The organism is Vibrio sp. 1874 (assembly GCF_033344395.1).
GTDB lineage: Bacteria > Pseudomonadota > Gammaproteobacteria > Enterobacterales > Vibrionaceae > Vibrio > Vibrio alginolyticus.
On record NZ_JAWPOR010000203.1, the window covers coordinates 1 to 1012 of the forward strand.

Genomic DNA, 1012 nt, shown 5'->3' on the forward strand with positions numbered 1-1012 from the left:
AAACGATAGCGGTGCGATTTTAGGCAAAACAAAGGCCGGAAGTTCCGGCCTTAGGCTGCATTGGATGGTTTAGTTGGGACTACTTTGTTGGGTATTCAATCCAACTAGAACCATCAAGAGAAACATAATACTTTCCTTGTACTTCAATCACAGTAGAACCGGAGTTCTGCGCGACAATGCGTGTTTCTGGTAGGTTCTCCGTCAATATTGAAGGGCTAAACGTCTTACTTTGATAAATGTTTTTATCCAGAATATTCGACACGAGCTGTGACAACGCCAGATAGCTAGAGGGCGCATTGACGTGTTCTGTGCTGCCCTGACGTTGAATTCCTTCTCCGAAGATTTTAATTCCTACCGGGGTGTGAACGATCGTTGGCGCAGGAATTTCTCGCATACCTGAAATCTGCATTCGGTCTCCTCGCATACCACCACCATGTTCCGGTACCAAGGCCACAACAATGTTGCGCTTTGAGGACTCTAAGGTTTTAAAGAACGCGTAGAGATCATCAAGCAAATTCTTAAGGCGCATTTTGTAGCTAGCAATGGATGTGCTTGAATTCGTATTGATGATCCGGTTTCCATCGTGCAGTGAAATTGAGTTGTAGAGTGCCACGACTTTGTCGTCACTACTGTTAAGTCTTTGCTGCCACCAGTTATCCAGTACTTGCTTATCGCGGAAGATCGAAGAGCCATCAAAAGATTTTTGGTAAGGAGCCAAACCTTCTTGAGACATAAGAGCCGCTTGTAAGTCACCGTCTTTCTTGATCAATTCAAGGAAGCTATCGAAGACACCATTGTGGTTCATCAGTAAATTTTCTTTGAAGCCTAGCTCTTTCTAACTTTCGAACAAGTAGCACTGTTTTGAAGGTGCGGGTTGGAACAGTTGACTGTGTTCCTGTTGACCGCAATTGGCTCGTAGCAGACGAATGACCGCAGGCCCGCTATATGACGTAGCGGAACTAAAATTGTCGAACATGATGTCAAACTCTTTGAACAGAGGATGAGCGGCCAG

At 45.1% G+C, this 1012-nt stretch carries 1 pseudogene; it reads right to left on the minus strand.

The annotated features are described in order from the left end of the window. Window positions 1–79: 79 nt before the first annotated feature. Window positions 80–1012, minus strand: a pseudogene (gene bcsG / locus R8N46_RS25635) (cellulose biosynthesis protein BcsG); the annotation flags it as partial.